Annotated in this window: 18 protein-coding genes, 1 tRNA gene and 1 pseudogene; 9 read left to right on the forward strand and 11 right to left on the reverse strand. The window is 69.4% G+C overall.

The features are described from left to right. Positions 1-16: 16 nt before the first annotated feature. Positions 17-1,498: a sensor histidine kinase gene (locus tag G555_RS0108935; protein WP_028708625.1), complete on the reverse strand. Its 1,482-nt coding sequence runs from the start codon at positions 1,496-1,498 to the stop codon at positions 17-19. Positions 1,499-1,612: 114 nt separating this feature from the next. Here G555_RS0108935 and G555_RS23380 point away from each other — a divergent pair, with 114 nt between their 5' ends. The 4 genes from G555_RS23380 (at position 1,613) to G555_RS18865 (ending at position 3,487) form a co-directional block, all read left to right on the forward strand. Continuing rightward, the gene (locus tag G555_RS23380; RefSeq protein ID WP_425413842.1) at positions 1,613-1,687 is read left to right on the forward strand and encodes a 50S ribosomal protein bL37; all 75 of its coding nucleotides are present in this window, start codon (positions 1,613-1,615) and stop codon (positions 1,685-1,687) included. Positions 1,688-1,779: 92 nt separating this feature from the next. After that, positions 1,780-1,853, forward strand: a tRNA-Met gene (locus G555_RS0108940). A gap of 182 nt (positions 1,854-2,035) precedes the next feature. Next, positions 2,036-2,266, forward strand: a complete 231-nt coding sequence (locus tag G555_RS0108945; protein ID WP_028708626.1) for a helix-turn-helix transcriptional regulator — start codon at positions 2,036-2,038, stop codon at positions 2,264-2,266. A 6-nt stretch (positions 2,267-2,272) separates the two neighbouring features. Then, positions 2,273-3,487, forward strand: coding sequence for a tyrosine-type recombinase/integrase (locus tag G555_RS18865; protein WP_211223206.1), 1,215 nt, complete (start codon positions 2,273-2,275; stop codon positions 3,485-3,487). Between the two features lie 57 nt (positions 3,488-3,544). On the opposite strand, the pseudogene G555_RS23385 reads toward G555_RS18865, so the two are convergent. Together G555_RS23385 and G555_RS18870 are read right to left on the reverse strand one after the other, a co-directional pair. Further along, positions 3,545-4,189, reverse strand: a pseudogene (locus G555_RS23385) (nucleotidyl transferase AbiEii/AbiGii toxin family protein); the annotation flags it as partial. Between the two features lie 133 nt (positions 4,190-4,322). Beyond that, complete coding sequence (locus tag G555_RS18870; protein WP_156887484.1) at positions 4,323-4,619, reverse strand: PH domain-containing protein; 297 nt, start codon at positions 4,617-4,619, stop codon at positions 4,323-4,325. A gap of 262 nt (positions 4,620-4,881) precedes the next feature. Here G555_RS18870 and G555_RS0108960 point away from each other — a divergent pair, with 262 nt between their 5' ends. The 4 genes from G555_RS0108960 to G555_RS0108975 all read left to right on the forward strand — a co-directional run bounded on the left by G555_RS0108960 (position 4,882) and on the right by G555_RS0108975 (position 9,041). After that, positions 4,882-5,250 (forward strand): metalloregulator ArsR/SmtB family transcription factor, encoded by a 369-nt coding sequence (locus G555_RS0108960; RefSeq protein WP_036921698.1) that lies wholly within the window; start codon positions 4,882-4,884, stop codon positions 5,248-5,250. A 72-nt stretch (positions 5,251-5,322) separates the two neighbouring features. Beyond that, complete coding sequence (arsD, locus tag G555_RS18875; protein ID WP_084634963.1) at positions 5,323-5,757, forward strand: arsenite efflux transporter metallochaperone ArsD; 435 nt, start codon at positions 5,323-5,325, stop codon at positions 5,755-5,757. After that, positions 5,754-7,478, forward strand: coding sequence for an arsenical pump-driving ATPase (gene arsA, locus G555_RS0108970; RefSeq protein ID WP_028708628.1), 1,725 nt, complete (start codon positions 5,754-5,756; stop codon positions 7,476-7,478). The genes arsD and arsA overlap by 4 nt, the downstream gene beginning before the upstream one ends. A gap of 30 nt (positions 7,479-7,508) precedes the next feature. Next, a complete protein-coding gene (locus G555_RS0108975) occupies positions 7,509-9,041 on the forward strand; it encodes an MFS transporter (protein WP_245581229.1) in 1,533 nt (510 codons plus the stop codon). A 72-nt stretch (positions 9,042-9,113) separates the two neighbouring features. On the opposite strand, the gene G555_RS0108980 is transcribed toward G555_RS0108975, so the two are convergent. The 8 genes from G555_RS0108980 to G555_RS0109015 form a co-directional block, all read right to left on the reverse strand. Next, positions 9,114-10,001 carry a helix-turn-helix domain-containing protein gene (locus G555_RS0108980; protein WP_028708630.1) on the reverse strand — a complete coding sequence of 296 codons (888 nt, stop codon included), beginning with the start codon at positions 9,999-10,001 and terminating at the stop codon, positions 9,114-9,116. A gap of 65 nt (positions 10,002-10,066) precedes the next feature. After that, positions 10,067-10,474: a (R)-mandelonitrile lyase gene (locus tag G555_RS0108985; protein WP_028708631.1), complete on the reverse strand. Its 408-nt coding sequence runs from the start codon at positions 10,472-10,474 to the stop codon at positions 10,067-10,069. A 157-nt stretch (positions 10,475-10,631) separates the two neighbouring features. After that, a complete protein-coding gene (locus G555_RS18880; protein ID WP_051208604.1) occupies positions 10,632-11,909 on the reverse strand; it encodes an MFS transporter in 1,278 nt (425 codons plus the stop codon). Then, positions 11,906-12,955 carry a zinc-binding dehydrogenase gene (locus G555_RS0108995; RefSeq protein WP_028708632.1) on the reverse strand — a complete coding sequence of 350 codons (1,050 nt, stop codon included), beginning with the start codon at positions 12,953-12,955 and terminating at the stop codon, positions 11,906-11,908. The genes G555_RS18880 and G555_RS0108995 overlap by 4 nt, the downstream gene beginning before the upstream one ends. Before the next feature lie 238 nt (positions 12,956-13,193). After that, positions 13,194-14,681 (reverse strand): ABC transporter ATP-binding protein, encoded by a 1,488-nt coding sequence (locus tag G555_RS18885; RefSeq protein ID WP_051208605.1) that lies wholly within the window; start codon positions 14,679-14,681, stop codon positions 13,194-13,196. After that, positions 14,678-15,460, reverse strand: a complete 783-nt coding sequence (locus G555_RS0109005; protein WP_028708633.1) for an ABC transporter permease — start codon at positions 15,458-15,460, stop codon at positions 14,678-14,680. Before G555_RS0109005 ends, G555_RS18885 begins: the two co-directional genes overlap by 4 nt. Next, on the reverse strand, positions 15,457-16,410 hold the full coding sequence (locus tag G555_RS18890; RefSeq protein WP_084634967.1) for an ABC transporter permease: 954 nt from the start codon (positions 16,408-16,410) through the stop codon (positions 15,457-15,459). Before G555_RS18890 ends, G555_RS0109005 begins: the two co-directional genes overlap by 4 nt. Further along, positions 16,407-17,948 carry an ABC transporter substrate-binding protein gene (locus G555_RS0109015; RefSeq protein WP_036921704.1) on the reverse strand — a complete coding sequence of 514 codons (1,542 nt, stop codon included), beginning with the start codon at positions 17,946-17,948 and terminating at the stop codon, positions 16,407-16,409. The genes G555_RS18890 and G555_RS0109015 overlap by 4 nt, the downstream gene beginning before the upstream one ends. A 92-nt stretch (positions 17,949-18,040) precedes the next feature. On the opposite strand from G555_RS0109015, the gene G555_RS18895 reads away from it, so the two are divergent. Continuing rightward, positions 18,041-18,691, forward strand: a complete 651-nt coding sequence (locus G555_RS18895; protein ID WP_169337882.1) for a TetR/AcrR family transcriptional regulator — start codon at positions 18,041-18,043, stop codon at positions 18,689-18,691. Positions 18,692-18,725: the final 34 nt, after the last annotated feature.

Raw genomic sequence — 18,725 nt, forward strand, 5'->3', positions numbered from 1 at the left:
GTCGCCGGTCGTCTGATCAACCCCGCCTGTGCCCCTCGGGCGGGGCCAGCGGGATTCGCACCGTCGCGACCGTCCATCGTCCGGGTGGCGTGGCGAGTGTGAAGGATCCCCCCATGTCGTGCACCAGGGTGACGACGATGGACAGGCCGAGGCTGTCGGTCTTGTTCAGGTCGAATCCCAGCGGCAGGGGAAGCCCGTCGTTGGACACCTCCACCACCAGTTCCGAGCCCTCGCGCACCGGTTCGACGAGAACCTGCCCGCGCCGCCCGGGGAATCCGTGCTCGACCGCGTTCTGGCACAGCTCCGTGAGAACGAGGGACAGGTTGGTGGCGACCTCGGCCGGGACGCGGCCGAAGGATCCCTCCCGTTTCACCGTCACGCTGTTCCCCACGACGGCCGCCTCGGCGACCATCCCCATGAGGCGGTCCGCGATCTCGTCGAACGCGACCGCCCCGTCGAACTGCTGCGACAGGATCTCGTGGACGAGCGCGATCGACTGGACGCGTTTCATGGCGTCTTGAAGGGCCTCCTTCGCGGGCGGCGACTGGATGCGCCGGCTCTGCAGGCGCAGGAGAGCCGCGACGGTCTGGAGGTTGTTCTTGACCCGGTGGTGGATCTCGCGAATCGTGGCGTCCTTCGTGACGAGCTGACGCTCGCGCTCCCGCAACTCCGAGACGTCCCGGACCAGCACCAGTTGACCGGCAGGTCCCTTCTCATCGGTGATCGGCAGGATACGCAGCCGCAGGCTGATCTCGCCCTCCCCTTCCAGATCGACCTCGTGCGCCACCAGTTTGCGCTGGAGGAGCGGTCGCTCCACGGGTGCCCGGTTGTGCCCCGGGATGAGCTCTCTCACCACCGCGGTCAGGGACTCTCCCTCCAGGTCACCGCTCAGGCCCAGGTGCCGGAACGCGCTCAGGGCGTTGGGGCTGGCGAAGGTGACGAAACCCCGCCTGTCCGCGTAGATCATGCCGTCGCCCACGCGCGGCGAGAGCCACGGAACCGTTGGTGCACCGGCCATCGGGTACTCGCCGCGGAACATCATGTCGACGATCTTGTTCGCGGCGTCCAGGTAGGAATCCTCCAGCGCACCAGGGGCGCGGACGCCCATCCGGTTGGTGTGCATCTCCACCACGCCGATGCACCGCCCGCTTCGCACGATCGGGATCGCGACGACGTCGACGGGGATGCCCGCGTTGAGCTTGTTGCCCGAGGTCCGGCTGATCTCCCGGCTCAGATACGCCTCTGTCACCAGGTGCTCGGGATCGTAGAAGATATCGTCGCCGACGACGTCGTCCTCCAGGGCCGTCGGACCCGTGTTGGGCCGGAGCTGGGCGGCCGCCCAGAACACGTTGTCGTCGACGTCCGGCACCCACAGGATGAGGTCGGAGAAGGACAGGTCGGCAAGCAGCCCCCATTCGTCGACGAGCCGCTCCAGTTGCGCTGATTCCTCGGCGTCGAGATCGGTGTGGGCGGCGATCACCTGAGCGGTCGTGAGCATGCTGCACAGGGTAGTCATCAGGACCGGCCGGGCGCGCATCGGGCGCCTGTTCGCGACACCTGGCCGATCCGTGACAGAATGGCGGACTGCACCACGTCACAAGGAGGAACCAGCATGGGCAAGGGCGGTCGCAAGCGCAGGGCGCGCAGGAAGTCGCGGGCGAACCACGGCAAGCGTCCCAACTCCTGAGCGCGACGGCCCCCGCACCTCGCGGGGGTCTTTCCGCTCCGGGACGCCGATTTGGTATCGCCCGGAAGCCTCGGTATAGTTGGTCGGGTTGACGCGGGGTGGAGCAGCTCGGTAGCTCGCTGGGCTCATAACCCAGAGGTCACAGGTTCAAATCCTGTCCCCGCTACGAATTTCAGGCTCGGTTCCCGCTGGGAACCGAGCCTGAGAGTTTTCTAGACTTGACTCGGTCATCACATAGTCATCACCTACTCGTACAGCAGGTGTGCACGGCGTCCCGTTCGGGGCGCTGGCATGGAGCGTCTTGGGACGCTTCGGAGCCGGGTGGTTTGCCCGGCGCACCTGTCTGGCATGAAGACGACACTGCAACCGGCCGGCGGCCTTGTTCCGCTGATGAGTATCGAGGACCTTGCCGAGTTTCTCGGCGTGCCTGTCGCGACGATCTACGACTGGCGCGTGGACGGCAAGGGTCCGTGCGGCGTCCGCGTGGGACGCCATGTGAAGTTCACCCAAGCCGACGTGCTGGCCTGGATCGACGCCCAGCGCGAGGTCCGGCCCGGTCAGCCACGCGAGGGCCGGTGATCTGAGATGGCACGCCCACGCACCGATGTCGGCACCTTCGGCCAGTTCACCTACATCGCCGCCCACAACGGCAAGATCAAAGCCCGAGTGAGATTCCGTGACGACGACGGGCAGCTGCGGCTCGTCCAGGCGACCGGCGACACCCGCACCGCTGCTGAGCGGGCGTTGAAGAAGAAGCTGACTCGCCGGGACAACTTCTCGGCCGGGAGCCGTGACCTGTCGGCTGACAGCACCTTCAGTCGCCTTTGTAGAGGTCTGGCTCGCCGACCTCGATCTGACCGGCAGGCTCGCGGTGAGCACGCGGGGACTGTACGAGCGGAACATGCGGCAACTTGTCATGCCCGCTTCGAGCATCTGCTGTTGCGCGAGATCACGGTGCGCAAGGTCGACCAGTTCATCAAGGCACTGGCGGCGAACAAGTCCTACAGCATGGCCAAGCAGGCTCGCACCGTGCTGAGTCTCGCGCTGGGGCTGGCGGTCAGGTACGACGCCTTGCGGGAGAACCCGGTGCGCAGCATCGCGGTGCTACACAAGCCACCGTCACAGGCGATGGCACTCACCTCTGCCCAGGTCGACGCGATCAGAGTTGCCGTCCGGGGTTGGCGACGCAGTACGGGCTTGTCGGGGCCGAAACCGGACGGGCAGTTGGAGCAGATCATTGAGGTCATGCTCGGCACCTCCGGGCGCATCGGGGAAGTGCTGGCGATCCGCAAGTGCGACGTGGACGTCACCGTGACCCCGGCACGGGTGCGTATCTGCGGCAGGATCATTTCCCCGACGGGGAAGCCGACCTACCGACAGCCGCACCCGAAGACCGAGAAGTCGACCCGTGTGGTCTCGGTGCCCAGCTTCACCGCCGAGGTCATCCGCCAACGGCTCGTGGTTCTGGCCGACGAGCCGGACGACCACCTGTTGTTTTTCAGCCGCAACCACACTCCGTTGACGACGAACAACGTCCGCCGACGCCTCCGGACCATCCTCGAGGAAGCAGGCATCGAAGGCGTCACGCTCCACGCGTTCCGCCGCACCGTCGCAACCGTGCTGGATCGGGCCAGCGGCGCCGACCTCACAGCCGACATGCTGGGCCACACGTCCTCGAAGATCACCAAGCAGCACCACATCGAGCCCGACGAGACTGTGAACCCCGTGACTGCCGAGATCCTGGAATCCCTCGCACGCCGCGCCGCCAAGGAGCCTGACGGCGAGGGTGATTCTGCTTAGCTGACGGCCAGCAGGGCGTGTGGGCGCGGACCCGCTCCAATACCCCTCGTCGAAGGTGGGCGGCTCGTCAGTGCCGTAGTACAGGCCCTCCATCGCTGCGTCATGCTCAGCGCGGAGGCGCACCGCGAGCGGCCCGGCAGCATCGAAGGCTGGGCTGGCAGCGAAGCCTCCGTCAGGCACGGGTAGGTCCGGCGTGAACGCTTGGGAGATCTCGAAGCAACTGGTGAGCACATCGGTGACCGTTGGCCGGTCGGTGAGGAACTCCAGCACCTCGTCGTTGCCGAGGAGCGCCCACAGGTCGTAGAACTGGCGACCGATGCGTGGCCAGCCGTGTACTCCTTCTTGGGCGGCTGGGTAGCTGGCGAAGTTGTTCACCCGTAGCAGTTTCTCGATGAGGGTGCGTCCTGGATGCAGGACAGCGACGTCGAACGCGGCCAGGTCGCTCCAGGCCGAGGTGTCGAAACCGGCGTCCGCGAGTTGGCGGGCCAGCAGTGAGGTGACCTGCCGGTCACGGTGTGGGTTCGGGCCACCGGACTGGCCGAGTTCGACCAGAATCGCGCCTGCGTCGGCGATCGCACCCGGCTCTCCCGAATGCGCGAGGGGAGGTGCGAGGTAGGCGCTGCGGTGAAAGCTGCCGGGCTTGCCACCGCTGCGCCCACCCGACGCCTCACCGCCGGTCGCAGTTGCAGCGGCTTGGACCATCGACTTCGCAGCGCCTCGCACGCCCAGTAGTCCTTCTCGACCGCCAACGGACGGACGCCAAGCTGCTGGGCAGCCGTCACGACAACCTCGCTGAACCCAGCCGGATCGGAGGCGCGCCAACTCGGCAGTGTGGTCATGCGGCACTCCCGAGAATTGCCAGAGCGCTGTCGGTGGTGCGACGGTCAGGCATCGGGATCTGCTCGGCGAGAGCGTGCTCGCCGAGTGACTCCAAGAGCGCCCGCAGCCGTGCCCTCACCTTGCCCGGCTCAGTCTCTGAGCCGCGCGCCAGGTGGTCAGCACGCAACTGCCCGCTGCGGATCAACTCACGGAACCGCTCCCACGCCTCACCCGGAGGCACCTCGACCGTTCGCTCCCACTGGGCAAGGGCCTCCAGCAACGCGACCTCGCCCGAGCCAAGCTCAGCCTCCACGCGGGCATGGCGAGCTGGCCGCGCATAGAAGTCGATGTCGTGCGTTGACCCCGGCGCACGGTGCGGCACCGCGATGTGCGCTTTGCGGGGCACCTGGGTCGACACTCGAAGTCGATTCGACGCATCCAAGCCCGTTGGCCCCACGCCGGGGCCCGGAGCGAGTTCGGCGATCACCAACTCAGTCCGGGGGTAACTCATCCCCCATGCGCCAACGCGAAGGCCGCTCATCGACATCCGTCAATGCGTTGGTTACAGTGCGGGCATGTCTCGTGCCACGCTTGACCTGGCGAACCCCGGCGACGCGTGCCCGGCGAACGCCGGTGCGCTGATGCCCGCCGAGCGGGCGGAGTGCCTCGCGGAGACCTTCAAGGCGTTGTCGGATCCGGCCCGAGTTCGGCTGCTGGCGCATATCGCCGCGGCCGAGCACGGCACCGCGTGCGCGTGCCATATGCCCGACGCGCTCGGAATCAGCCAGCCGACCTTGTCCCACCACATGAAGAAGCTGGTCGACGCCGGCTTGGTGACCCGAGAACAGCGTGGGCGATGGGCGCACTACACCCTGGCACCAGAGGTCCTCGATGTCGCCCGGGACTTTCTGGGAGCACCGACGGACGCCGCCCGCTGCTGCTGACACATTGACAGTCGTCGATGTGGATGCTTCACTCCTCGTATTGATAACCATCGATACAAGGGAGTGGATGTGATGGTCACGATCAAGGTCTTCGAGGGCCCGCTGTGCTGCAACACCGGCGTATGCGGCCCCGATCCGGCTCAGGCACTGGTGGACTTCACTGCGGACGTCCGCTGGGTCACGGAACTCGGAGCCGCCGTCACCCGGGCCAACCTTGCCCAAGACCCCGCTGCCTTCGCCACGGACGACCTCGCTCGAGCCTTCCTGCAGACAGCGGGCGCAGGTGCGCTTCCGTTGGTGATCGTCGACGGGCTGACTGCACTGACCGGCCGCTATCCCACGCGCGCCGAGCTCGCCCGGTATGCCGGTATCGCCGCGGCCGATCCAGAGCAGTCGGCGAACCGCGACGATGGCACCCGAGCACCCGCTACCGGGCACCGCGATCCTGCGCCGCAGCCGCTGCCGCTCGTCACGTCGTCCGTCTCTTGCTGTGGGAATCCCCGGTGAGGTTCCTCGATCACCTGCCTCGGCACGTGTTCTTCACCGGCAAGGGAGGGGTGGGCAAGACGAGCGTGGCATGCGCGGCCGCAGTCCACCTCGCCGGGCTCGGCAGGCGGGTACTTCTGGTGTCAACAGATCCGGCGTCCAACGTGGGCCACGTCTTCGGGCAGGAGATCGGGAACAGTGTCACCCCCATCGCCGCCGTCGCGGGGTTGGACGGACTTGAGATCGATCCCGAGCAGGCGGCCGCCGAGTACCGGGAACGGACCCTCCGGCCGATCCGCGACTACTTGTCCGCAGCCGATCTGGCTTCGGTGACCGAACAACTGTCCGGCGCCTGCACCACCGAGATCGCCTCGTTCAACGAGTTCACCGATCTGCTCGCCGACACCGAGACGACCTGCGACTACGACCATGTCGTGTTCGACACCGCACCGACGGGCCACACGATCCGGCTGCTCAAGCTGCCCGGTGAATGGACGCGCTTCATTGACGACGGCAGGGGCGACACATCGTGCCTCGGCCCGATGTCGGGCCTGGAGAAGTCCCGATCCACGTATGGACGTGCCCTTGCCGCTCTCGCCGACCCCGGCATCACCCGGCTCGTGCTGGTCGCCCGTGCGCAGCAGGGCGCCCTCATCGAAGCGGCTCGTACCGTCGACGAACTCGCCGAGGCCGGCGTCGCCGCCACCCACCTGGTCGTCAACGGCGTCATGCCGGCCGACCCGGACCACGACCCGCTCGCCGAGGCGATCCGCGCCCGTGAGACCCGCGCTCTCACCGACCTCCCCCCACAACTCGTCGGACTGGTCACCGAGCGCATCCCCCTGCGTGGAGTCGACATGGTCGGCGTGCCCGCCCTGGCATGCCTCCTCGCGCCGACGAGCACGCCCGCAGCCGCTCCCGCCACCGGGGACACGCCAGGCTCGCTGCCGGCAATCGACACCGTGCTGTCGGAACTCGCGTCACAGGACCACGGCCTGGTCATGTGCATGGGCAAAGGCGGCGTCGGCAAGACCACGACCGCCACCATGATCGCGCTCGCCATGGTGGCGGCCGGAAGGGACGTCCACCTCACCACCACGGACCCCGCCGCCCACCTCGACCGCTCTCTCGCATCCGACCGGCTCCGCGTGTCCAGCATCGACCCCGAACAAGCCACGGCCGACTATCGCGCACGCGTCATGGCCACCAAGGGCGCAGCGCTCGACGACCTGGGGCGCGCCGCCCTCGCCGAGGATCTACGCTCGCCCTGCACAGAAGAGGTCGCGGTCTTCCAGGCCTTCTCCCAGGTCGTGGCCGAAGCCCGGCACCGGTTCGTCGTCATGGACACCGCCCCCACCGGTCACACCCTCCTGCTGATGGACGCCACGGGCTCCTACCACAACGAGATCGCTCGCAACATGGCAGCCGGAACGCGCTTCACCACACCACTCATGCGGCTGCAGGACCCTGACCACACCAAAGTGATCATCGTCACCGTCGCGGAGACAACGCCGGTGCTCGAAGCGAGCCGACTCCAGGCAGATCTCGAACGCGCCGGCATTCGCCCGTGGGCCTGGATCGTCAATCAGACGCTCTCCGGAGCGGACACCGGCAATCCCCTGCTGGTCCAACGCCAGGCCGCCGAGCAGAGACCCATGACCGCAGTCCTCCGCCAGGCGGAGCGCTCAGCCCAGATCCCATGGACGACAGATCCGATCGCCCCGGCGGAGGTCCCTTCTTAACTTTACCGTCCGGCCGGTATACTTGATCGAGTGAGTCATTCCCCTTCGCCGATCCCCGCGACCACCCTGCCACCGTCGAACCGGCGCCGGTGGACCGCGCTGGCGGTGCTCGGGCTGGCCGTGCTGCTGCTCGCCATCGACGGAACGGTCCTGTCGCTCGCCGTCCCGGCCCTCACCGCGGCGCTCGCGCCCACAGCCGAGCAGGTGCTGTGGATCGCCGACATCTACTCACTGGCGCTGGCCGGGCTGCTCGTGCTGATGGGCAACCTGGCCGATCGCTTCGGCCGCAAGCGAGTGCTCCTGATCGGCTCGGCGGCCTTCGGCCTCGCCTCCGTTCTCGCAGCCTTCGCCACATCCCCCGAGCAACTGATCGCCGCCCGCCTCCTCCTCGGCGCCGCGGGCGCGACGTTGATGCCGTCCACACTGTCGCTGATCCGCAACATGTTTCCCGACGCCGGCGAGCGCACCCGTGCCATCGCCATCTGGTCGATGGCCTTCGGCGCCGGCTCGGCCATCGGGCCACTGGTCGGCGGGTTCCTGCTGGAGCATTTCTGGTGGGGCTCGGTCTTCTTGATCAACGTGCCTGTGATGCTGGTCGTGCTCGTCACCGGGATCCTCCTGCTGCCGGAGTCACGAGATCCTGAACCGGGCCGATTCGACGTGCCCTCAGCCGCGTTGTCCATGGTCGCGGTGGTGCCGATCGTGTACGCCATCACCCACGTGGCGGGCTCCGGGATCACCCCGTCGATCGCAGCCTGCGTGATCGTCGGCCTGGCGGGCGGAATCCTCTTCGTCCGTCGCCAGCGGCGCCTGGCGAACCCCATGATCGACGTCGACCTCTTTCGCCGGCCGACCTTCTCCGGCGCGGTGGCCACCAACGTGATCGCCATCTTCGCCCTCAGCGGCCTGATGTTCTTCTTCTCCCAGTACCTGCAATTCGCCCGGGGGTTCAGCCCGCTGCAGGCCGGGCTGGCCGAGCTGCCGTCCACCCTGGCCTCGGTCGTCGTGGTCGCCCTCGTCGGATTCCTGCTGGGTCGCCTGGGACGAGGGCGCGCGATCGCCCTCGGCATGGCACTGGTGACCGTGGGGCTGGGCCTGATCGCCCTCGCCGAGGGCGCCGACAGCTACCTCTGGCTCGCGCTGTGCCTGGCGCTGATCGGCTTCGGGGTCGGGCTGGCAACGACCCTCACTGGCGACGCGATCATCTCCGCGGCCCCGCCGGACAAGGCCGGCTCCGTCTCCGCCATCACCGAGACGGCCCAGGAGCTCGGAGTGGTCCTCGGTATCGCCGCGCTCGGGTCGTTCCTCACCGGCCGCTATCGCGCCGGCATCGCCGGCGCCATCCCTGCCGACCTCGCCCCCGAGATCGAGGCCCGGGTGCGAGACTCGCTCGGGTCGGCGCTGAGCGTGCTGGACGCCGGCTCACCACTCGCCGAAGCCTCCAGACACGCCTTCGTATCCGCGATGCAGACCACATCCCTGGTCGCAGCCGGGCTCACCTTGATCGCGGCGATGCTGGCCTGGCGGTTGATTCCCTCTTCCCGCGGGACCGAAGGTCGGTGAGCCGGCGCGGCAACCCGCAGCCCTCGCCGGCTTCGCGTCGTCGCGGGAGAGCACGGGCGGGTTCGTGATGGATCACGACGGCTGCCGGGCCGAATCCGCATCGTCCTGCCTCTCATCCTGGGTGGCGGCCCAGGATGCCAGCAGCTTGAGGCTGTCCGCTGTCGGCGACCCGGCGGGCGTCGTGTACACGTTGAGAACGAGACCCGGTTCGCTGGGCAACTCCATCGACTCGAACATCAGGTCGAGATCGCCGACGACCGGGTGGTGGATCCGCTTCAGACCACTGCGGTGGAACTTCACATCCTGGGACGCCCAGCGTTCCCGGAACAGCTCGCTTTGCGTCGAGAGTTCCCCGACCAGTCGGATCAGCTCGGGATCATGCGGGTTGCGACCGGCTTCGAGGCGGAGCATGGCGGCGGCATCGCGGGCGATCGTGTCGTAGTCGCGCCAGAACTCGCGGGCCGCGGGATTGAGGTAGGTGAACCGGGTCGTGTTCACCGGCCTGTGGGGGTCGTCGAACACCGGAGCATAGAGCGCCCGGCCCATGCGGTTGGCCGCGATGATGTCGTGGCGACCGTTGCGCACCCAGGCGGGAGCGTCCGCCATGGCGTCCAGCACCTGGCGCACCGCAGGGCGAACCGTGGTGGCCGGCGTTCGTTGGCGTCGCGGTGCGGGACCGGCGGCCCGGGCGAGGTCGTACAGGTACTGACGCTCGGCGTCGTCGAGCTGCAGGGTGGTCGCCAGCGCGTCGAGGACGCTGTCGGAGGCTCCGGCCAGGTTGCCGCGTTCGAGCCGGACGTAGTAGTCGACCGACACCCCCGCGAGCAGCGCCACCTCCTCGCGTCGCAGGCCCTTGACCCGGCGACGGCCGCCGTAGGCGGGCACACCGGCCTGTTCGGGCGACAGCCGGGCGCGCCGCGTCACCAGGAACTCGCGGACTTCGGCTCTCACGTCTGCCATTGCTCCACCTTAGATCGGCGAGGCGATACCCCGGGAGGCACCGTCAGTACCCCTTGGGTACCCGGTCAGGCCGGGTACTCGCTCGTCGTGAGCTTGTCACCCCAGGTCGTCTCCGGCTCCCCCGAGGCGGGGCCGGGAGCCTCCCACAGCGCAAGGTGGCTCATGAACTGGTCGGGGGCGGCCCCGTGCCAGTGCCACTCCCCCGCCGGGGTGTACACGGTGTCTCCGGGATGAAGCTCGATGAGTTCCTCGCCGCGGGTCTGGACGTAGCCGACCCCGTCGGTGACATGGAGCGTCTGACCGACGGCATGTCTGTGCCAGGCGGTGTGCGCTCCCGGCGTGAACCGAACGAGGTTCAGGCGGGCCCGGGACGGCTCCTGGCCGGTGTAGTAGGCGTTGAAGTACACGTCTCCGGTGAACCACTGTTCGGGTCCCGTGACGGTGGGTCCCTTGAGTTGCAGGTGTGTGCTCATACGAGGTCCTCCCTGAGGGTCGGTGATCGGTCGCGGGGCGGGGCGCATCCTCAGCCGGAGACCACACCTCGCGTGTCCTTCACTCCAGGACATCGCGTTCCACGCCGGGGCGGGAGACCCTGCGCTTACGGGTAACGCCAGTACCCCCGGCGCGCCGTCATCCCGGATTCCCGCATCGATCCGCAGTCGGCCGGGCGGGGACACGACCGGCGTCCGCGGCGGCGTCGGCGACGGGACGGGACCGGGTGAGCAGGACGATCGAAACCGCGGCCGCGCTCACCACGAGCCCGATGTACCCGGAGGCCAGATCCAGCAGGTCGACCACTGCCGACAACTCGCCACCGACCAGGTTGGGGACCGCCGCCCCGGTGTACGAGATGAGGTAGACGCTCGCCAGCAGGCCGGCACGATCCGCGGCCGCCGTCTGCGCCAAGAGGGCGCTCATGCCACCGGTGCCGACCATGCCGAGGGCGACGCCCCCCAGGTAGCTCCCGGCCAGGAACGGCACCATGGCTGCCGCGTGCAGGCTCATCACGGCAACGATCGCGGCGAGGGAGAATCCGATCAGACCCAGGCGCACGGCGGCGGTCGCCCGCATCCGGCCCGCGACCAGCCCGCCGATCGGAGCGAGAACCACGATGGAGGAGAAGACGATGGCGATCACGAGCCGGTTGGCGGTGCCGAGGTGGTCGGCGGTGATGGCCGGCGAGAACGCCTGGTAGAAGCCCGAGAACGACCAGGTCGCGACCAGCGCCGCGCCGACGGCGAACAGCAGCCGGCCCTGACCGTGCGGGAACACCAGACGCGGAACGAGGGACCCGAAGACACCCGGCCTTCGAGCGGCGGGCTGTGGGCCGAGAGCCAGCGGAACAGCCACCGCGACAAGGGCGACAGCGACAACGGTGAACATCAGGGTGCGGGGAGCAGGACCGTATTCGGCGAGCGCCCCGGACACGAGGGCTCCGACCGGAAGCACGGCCGGCGGAATGGCGCCGGTGACAAGCGCAGGGAGCCAGCGTGGGCGCGCGGGTGCCAGGTCGATCGCCCAGGACCCCAGCGCGCTCGACGCGAGCCCGCAGGCGACGCCCTGCAACATCCGCCCGAGCATCAGGAGGCCGGCGCCGTGAACGTTCATCAGCACGACAAGACCCGCCACCGCAGAACCGACCGCCGCCAATGCGACCGGCTTGCGGCCCAGATGGTCCGACAGCCGCCCCAGCACCAGCAATGACACGGCCGTCATCGCGAGATAGGCCACCGTCGTGATCGCCAGATCTCGGTCCGTGATGCCGTCCTGCATCCGAAACGTGTTGTACAGCGGGATCGGCGTACCCGACGCCAGGAACACCATGGCCAGGGCGACGGACGCGGCGGCGAAGCCGGCGGGGCGGGACAACCGGAGTCGTCCCGCCCCGCGTGGGCCGAGTCCGATCACACCCGAACCATGACCTTGAGCGCCTCACGGGCATTCATCGCGGCATAGCCGGCCGGGACGTCGTCCAACGACACGAGGCGATCGAAGACCCGTCCGGGGTCGATCTCACCGGCGACGACCTGCCGGATCGCCGGCTCCAGGTAGGCCCGCACCGGGGCCGGACCCCCGGCGAGGCGGGCGTTCTTCCCGAACAACGAGCCGAAGCCGATCGGCGCCGCCTCGTACTGGGGAACGCCGACCCGGGAGATGATCCCGCCCGGACGGACGACCCCGTACGCCTGCTCGTACGCGGGCATGTGACCGACCGCCTCCACCACGATGTGCGAACCCTCGCCACCGGTGAGGTCGAGCACTCTCGCAACACCTTCCGCGCCCCGCTCGGGCACGACCTCGGTCGCCCCGAACTCGACACCCAGATCAGTGCGCGCCCGGTGACGTCCCATGAGGATGATCCGCTCCGCGCCCAACTGCTTCGACGCCAGCACCGCCGACAGTCCGACGGCGCCGTCACCGATCACGGTCACCGTCCTGCCGGGCGCGACCTGCCCCATGTGGGCGGCGTGGTAGCCGGTCAGGTAGACGTCCGACAGCGTCAGCAGCGAGGCGAGCAGGGACTCGTCCGCATGGGCCGGGTCCACGTCCGGGACGACGACCAGGCTGCCGTCGGCCAGCGGGATCCGCGCCAACTCGGCCTGCAGCCCGCCGGTGTCGGGCGTGCCGTACCAGCCACCGTGCACGCAGGCGGTCTGGAAGCCCTCTCGGCAGAAGACGCACGTGTTGTCGCTGAACGCGAACGGCACCACGACGAAGTCGCCCCGCTCGACGGTGGTCACCGCCGCGCCGGTCTCCTCGACGACGCCGATCAGCTCGTGGCCCATCGGCGTCCCCTGCACCGCCGCAGGCATCGAATGGTACGGGTGCAGGTCCGACCCGCAGATGCACGCGCGCACCACGCGCACAATCGCATCGGTCGGCTGCCGGATCACGGGATCCGGAACAGTCTCGACGCGGACGTCGCCGGCGCCGTACATGAAGGTTGCTCTCATGAAGCCTTGTCACTCCAGTTCAGGAAGAGGTGGACGGCCCGACACGACCGAACGCCGGCGCACACCGCGCGGGCTCCTACCGGACCGACACCAGTAGACCCCGCCGTCGGCCGGGGCGGGAGATCCTGCCGATCCGGGTACTGACAGACCCCCGCATCCGGGCGCCACGACGACCGTCACCGAAGGCCGCGATCGAGGCTCCCCTCTCCTGCCTGGCTGCGACGATCCGCGCGCCGGTTCACGCGCTGACCCGCGACGATGTCGTCTCGTCGACCGCGGCGGCGTCCCATGCGCCGTCGCCCGTCAGAAGCAGCACGCGCTGGGCGGCATACTCGGCCACCGCGGCGTCGTGTGTGATCACCACGAGCGCGAGCCCGCGGCCGCGACGCAGCGCCGCGAGCACGTCGAGCACGGACTCCTGCGTCTCCGGATCGAGCGAGCTGGTCGCCTCGTCGCAGAGCAGGACGGCCGGCTCGTGCGCGAGGGCGCGGGCGATCGCCACCCGTTGGGCCTGCCCGCCCGACAAGGTCCGCGGCAGCGCGCCGGCCACCTCGGGCGCGAGCTCGACCGACCCCAGAAGGCCGCGCACCGCCTCCGCCGTCGCCTCGCGCGTCAACTCCGGACGTGCCCTGCGCACGGCACGCCCGAGCTGGCGCCCGACGGTCACCGCCGGGTTGAGGCTGCCGGCCGGATCCTGCCCGATGAACTGCAACGCACGGCGCTGCGCCGGGGTGCGCTCGCCGAGGCACGGTGCGAGCGGTTCTCCCAGGAGGTCCAACGTCCCGGAACGTACGGGAGTGGTCCCGATGAAGGCCCGGGCCAAGGTGGTCTTGCCGACGCCCGAGGCGCCGAGCAGTGCGATGCTCTGCCCGCGACGGAGGTCCAGATCGAGATCCTCCACGACCGGGCGTCCGGCCGGCGAGTCGACGTGGAGGCCGCGCGCCCGCAACGCCGGCGCGCCGACCGCCGCGACGTCGGGCTCCTCCGGGGCATCGGCCAGCGACGCCGCGGCCCGGGCGTGCCGCAGCAGCCTCCCGGCGGCACCGACGTCGGAGGTCTCCACGATGCGTCCCTTCCGCATGAGAGAGATCACATCGGCCACCTGATCCGCGAACGCGAGGTCGTGCGTGATGAGCAGCACGGTCAGGGCGCGGTCCCGCTTGAGGGTGGCGATCATGTCGCAGACCTGCCCGAGCGCCGCGGGGTCCAAGCCGTTGGTGGGCTCGTCGAGCACGAGCAGTTCGGGCGAGGACGCGACGGCGCGGGCGACGGCGGCACGCCGCCGCTGCCCGCCGGAGAGCTGGGCCGGGCGCCGACGCAGCAGATCGTCCACGTCGCCGAGCCCGAGCGAGCAGGTCAGCCGCAGCAGGTCCTCGTCGGACGCACCGCGCGGCGCCACCTCGTTCAGCAGTTCTCCGATCGTCAGATGTGGGGTGAGCGACAGCGCCGGGTCCTGACCGAGCCACGCGAGCCTCTCTCGCCGCAGGCGGCGCAGCCGGGCACCGTGCAGTCGCAGCGGCTCGGCGCCGCCGACGCGCACCCTTCCTCCCGCGAGCAGGAGGCCGGGCCGCAACCGTCCGAACAGCGTCAGGCCAAGTGTCGTCTTGCCGCATCCGGACGTGCCGACGAGCGCATGCACGCGCCCTGCAGGAACCGTGAGGTTCACGCCGTCGAGGACGGACGTCCCCGTCCGGGTGGCCACTTCGAGCTCGTCGATCTCGATCACTGCGTCACCTTTCTCATGGCCCGGTCCACCAGGATGTTGGCCGGGACGGTCACCGCCGCGATCGCGAGCGCCGGGGCGAGGCTGGCCCACGGGTTGAGCCGGATGCCCTCCAGCCCCGCCTGCACCATCGTCGCCCAGTCGCTGTCGCCGCCCAGCGGTGAGAATCCGAGGAAACCGGCCGCCGCCACGAGGTAGAGCGCGCCGATGAAGCGCGTTCCGGCATCGGCCAGCAGCGGTCCGGCCAGGTTCGGGAGCACGTCGCGGACGAACACACGCGGCCAGCCGTCCCCGCCCAGCCGCGCCGCCAGCACGTAGTCCGAGCGGAGGACCGGCAGCGCCGCAGCGCGGGTGAAGCGGGCCACGAAGGGAACACTGGCGACGGTCATGACGAGCACCATGGTCGGCACGCCGGAGCCGAGGCCGAAGACGAGCACCATCATGGTGAGCATCGACGGCACGACGAGAAGCAGGTCGACGACGAACCCGACGCCTCTCGCCAGCGGGCGCCGCGAGGTGAGCACCAGTCCCAGGCTGATCCCGACGAGCATCGCGACACCGGTCGCGAGGGCCGCGACCAGCAGGAGGCCCGCGCCTCCGGCCGCCAGCCGCTGCCACACGTCACGGCCGAGCCCGTCGGTTCCGAGCAGCCCTCCTTCCCCCGGCGGAAGGTACCCGGCCGCGACCGCCGTCTCGGAGCCGGTCGCGAACAGCGGGCCCACGAAGGCGAATCCGACGGCCCCCACCAGCAGGATCAGCCACACCCGGCCGAGGCCTCTCACGAGCGATCCGTCTGCGAGAGGTCGGCCAGCCGGTACGCGAACACCGTGACGGCGATGACGATCCCTCCGCACGCCATGAGCAGGCCGGGCTCCCGGTTGGCGACGGCCTGGACGAGCAGACTGCCGAGCCCTGGGTAGGCGAAGGCGCGCTCGACGACGACCGTCCCGCCGATGAGGTAGGGCACCAGCATCGCGCTCGCCTGCGCCGCCGGGGCGAGGGCGCCCGGCAGCAGGTGCCGCACCAGGACGCGCGAGGGAGCGAGTCCGGCCAGGCGGGCCGCCTCGACGTGCGCGCTGGCGGCCTCGCGCGCCACGATGGGACGCACGAGGCGCATCAGCGTCCCACTGCCGACGATCGCGATGCTGAGCGCCGGCAGGACCAGGATCTGCGGACGATCGAGAACCCCGCCGCCGGCCGGCAGCAGCGACACGGCCGGCAGCCAGCCCAGCGCCGAGGAGAACACGACGACGGCGACCGTCGCCACGACGAACTCGGGTGTGCAGATCGCGGCGAGCGCCGTCGAGCTCAGCACCCGGTCCAGCGGCGATCCGGCTCTGATCCCGGACAGGATCGCGCCGCCCCACCCGAGGATCGCGATGCCGATGGCGGCCACCGCGGCCAGGACGGCCGTCCGCCCGAGTGCGGTGGCCACCATCGGGCCGATCGGGGCGCTGCTCAGCAGGGTGTTCCCGAGGTCGCCCGACGCGAGCCCCCGAAGCCACTCGCCCAGCCGCACGAGCACGGGACGGTCCAGTCCGTACTGCGCGCGCAGTTGCGCGAGGGCCTCGGGCGTCGCGTTCTGCCCGAGGCGTGCGCTGGCGGCATCGCCGGGCAGCAGATCGAGCACGAGGAACACGACGACGAGCGCGGCCAGCGTCCAGGCGGCCCAGCCCAGCAGCCACCCCGCGAACGCCGTCGCCGTGCGTGCCGCTCGTCGGAATCGGCTCACTGCTGGTAGGCGGCCTGGGCGAACAGGGGCACGCTCATCGTCATCCGCACTCCGGTCAGGTTCTCGGTGTGTGCGGCGAGCACCGGCTGGAAGCCCCAGACCGCATCGGTTCCGTTCGACCACACCAGCTCCTGCGCCTTGTTGAGCAGCTCGGAGCGCTTGGCCTCGTCGGTCTGCGCCTGCGCCTGGGTGATGAGCGTGGTGAGTTCCTCGTCCTGGCTTCCGAAGTAGTTGCCGGGAGCGCCGTCGGTCAGGAACATCGTGGCGTGTGCCGCGAACGCCCGGTTGATCGCGTAGAAGGAGAACAGGTCGTTGGCGCGCACCACGCTGAGATCGTTGAAGAGCGTCGTCGGGTCGGCCTCGTGGATCGTGACCTCGACTCCTGCCTCCTTCAGTTGCTGGGCCATCAGCTTCGCGGCGTCGGTGATGCCCGGTGTCATCTCCGAGGCGAGCGCATCGAGCGTGGTGACCCCCTTCGCGGCGAAGATCTGCTTGGCCTTCTCGACGTCGCGCTCGCGCTGTTTCAGGGCATCGTCGTAGCCCACCATGCCCTGGCCCACGACGTCGTTGCCGACGGTGCCCTTCCCGCGGAACACCACATTGACGAGTGCCTCCCGATCGATCGCGAGCCGGAACGCCTCGCGCACCTCGGGATCGTCGAAGGGCGCCTTCGCCTGGTTCATCATGAACTCGAACGCACTGGACTCTGCCGCGCCCGGATCCTGCACGACGATCCCGGAACCCTCTTGGATGGTCTCGATCCCGGTGGGGGTGACGCCCGTCGCGTAGTCGACCTGGTCTCCGGTGATCGCCGACATGCGTGCGGTGGCGTCGGCGATCGGGATGAACTCCAGTCGCTCGAGCTTCGGGGCGCCACCCCAGTAGTCGTCGTTGCGTACCAGGACGGCGCCGGTTCCCGCCGAGTACGACTCGACCTTGAACGGCCCGGAGCCGATCGGCTTGCTGAAGTCGGTCGTGCCGGCCGGGAACACGACGCTGATCTGGGACAGGACGGACTCGATCAGGTCGGCGCGCGGCTTGCTCAGCGCGAGGGTGACCGTCAGCTTGCCGTCGCTCGTCGCCTGGTCGAAGTCGACGTCGGCGAACATCGAACCGTAGTTCGGCGCCGTACCGAGGTACTTCAAGGAGGACAGCACGTCGTCCGCCGTCACCGGGCTGCCGTCATGGAAGGTCACGCCGTCGCGGATCTTGATGGTCCACCGGGTCGCGCCGGCGTCCGGCGTGATCGACTCGGCCAACTGCAGTTCGGGCTTGCCGTCCACGACGAGCACCAGCGAGTCGTAGATGTTCAGGGCGACGCCGTAGACGAGGAAGGACGAGGCCTTCGTGACGTCGAGCGTGTCGGTCTGGCCGCCGAGGATCGCGACGCGCACCGTCCCGCCCTCGACAGGAGACGCGCCGGTCGTGGCCGGCGTCGTGTCGGGACCGGCGCCGCACGCCGCCAGGCCCAGGAGGGCGGTGGCCAGCGAGGCGGCGAGCAGGCGCCGCGCAGGGCGTCTGGACAAGGGAGAAGCCATGGGAATCCAATCTGGACGTAACTAAGTACACTTAGGGAAGCCTAACCATACCCAATCCGGAGGGGCGGTCCGGAATGCGGCACGATGAGGAGATGACCCCGGCACGTCGCAGGTGGAACAGACCGCCGCTGAGCAAGGACGCCATCGTCTCGGCGTCGCTGGAACTGGTGGACGCCGAGGGTCTCGGAGCCCTGACCATGCGGCGAGTCGCGGACGAACTCGACGTCGCGCCCATGTCCTTGTACCGGCACGTGAAGGACCGGCAGGCCCTCCTCGTCGGCATGCTCGACGCGGTCGCGCTCGCCGTGCGGCCCGTCCCGCGCGGGTCGTCACCGAGAGGAGAGATCGGCGAGATCCTGCGCTCGCTCCACGACACCTTCCGGACGCATCCCTGGGTGATCGGCGTGCTCGCCAACGACGGCCTCGCGAGCGAGCACATCATGCCGCTGATCGATCAGGCCCTCGGATGCCTGCTGCGAGCCGGGCTCCCCGAGAAGGAGGCGGCGCGCGGGTGGGGCATCCTCTTCCACCACCTCGTGGGCGAGACGCTCTTCACGCACCGCACCGGCCCCACCTACGCCCAGACGCTGATCCGGTCGATGGACCTCACGCAGATGCCCTCGCTGGCCCGGCTCGCGCAGAGCGAACCACGGCCGCACTCCGATGCCGTCGAGGACAGCCTCGATCTCCTCCTGGACTGCGTGCTGCCGCACGAGGGCGAGCGTCCGCCCCGCGGTATTTAGGCAAGGCTCGCCTTACATATGTGTACGCTGTTAC

Origin of the sequence: Propionicicella superfundia DSM 22317, from assembly GCF_000423465.1 — a bacterium.
Lineage (GTDB): Bacteria > Actinomycetota > Actinomycetes > Propionibacteriales > Propionibacteriaceae > Propionicicella > Propionicicella superfundia.

Bases quoted from the DNA above. Each gene is read 5' to 3' on its own strand.
- G555_RS0108985 (WP_028708631.1), bottom strand. From the start codon at position 10,474: ATGAGCACACACCTGCAACTCAAGGGACCCACCGTCACGGGACCCGAA.
- G555_RS0108935 (WP_028708625.1), bottom strand. From the start codon at position 1,498: ATGCTCACGACCGCTCAGGTGATCGCCGCCCACACCGATCTCGACGCC.
- G555_RS0108945 (WP_028708626.1), top strand. From the start codon at position 2,036: ATGAAGACGACACTGCAACCGGCCGGCGGCCTTGTTCCGCTGATGAGT.
- G555_RS0108995 (WP_028708632.1), bottom strand. From the start codon at position 12,955: ATGAGAGCAACCTTCATGTACGGCGCCGGCGACGTCCGCGTCGAGACT.
- G555_RS0109015 (WP_036921704.1), bottom strand. From the start codon at position 17,948: ATGGCTTCTCCCTTGTCCAGACGCCCTGCGCGGCGCCTGCTCGCCGCC.
- arsD (WP_084634963.1), top strand. From the start codon at position 5,323: ATGGTCACGATCAAGGTCTTCGAGGGCCCGCTGTGCTGCAACACCGGC.
- G555_RS0108960 (WP_036921698.1), top strand. From the start codon at position 4,882: ATGTCTCGTGCCACGCTTGACCTGGCGAACCCCGGCGACGCGTGCCCG.
- G555_RS18895 (WP_169337882.1), top strand. From the start codon at position 18,041: ATGACCCCGGCACGTCGCAGGTGGAACAGACCGCCGCTGAGCAAGGAC.
- G555_RS0108980 (WP_028708630.1), bottom strand. From the start codon at position 10,001: ATGGCAGACGTGAGAGCCGAAGTCCGCGAGTTCCTGGTGACGCGGCGC.
- G555_RS18865 (WP_211223206.1), top strand. From the start codon at position 2,273: ATGGCACGCCCACGCACCGATGTCGGCACCTTCGGCCAGTTCACCTAC.